General features: G+C 55.9%; 1 rRNA gene (running past one end of the window). It reads right to left on the bottom strand.

Annotated elements, in window-relative coordinates:
• A 23S ribosomal RNA gene (locus ACRBCU_RS18490) occupies positions 1–263 on the bottom strand (its annotated part continues 795 nt past the right edge of the window); the annotation flags it as partial.

Here is a 263-nt window from a genome sequence, read left to right as displayed (position 1 = left end):
AGTTACGGCCGCCGCTTACCTGGGCTTCAATTCGGAGCTTGCACCCCTCCTTCTCCCCTTCAGCCCCCCGGCAGGCGTCAGACCCTATACGTCGTCTTGCGACTTCGCAGAGCCCTGTGTTTTTGATAAACAGTCGCCACCCCCTATTCTGTGCCCCCCCATCAAAGTTGCCTTCAATGGGGGCATCCTTCTCCCGAAGTTACGGATGCAATTTGCCGAGTTCCTTCAGCATAGTTCTCTCAAGCGCCTTGGTATTCTCTACC

The organism is Planktotalea sp., assembly GCF_050633725.1.
Lineage (GTDB): Bacteria > Pseudomonadota > Alphaproteobacteria > Rhodobacterales > Rhodobacteraceae > Planktotalea.
The sequence above is the reverse complement of the archived record's forward strand: the minus strand, read 5'-3'. Positions and strand labels throughout refer to the sequence as shown.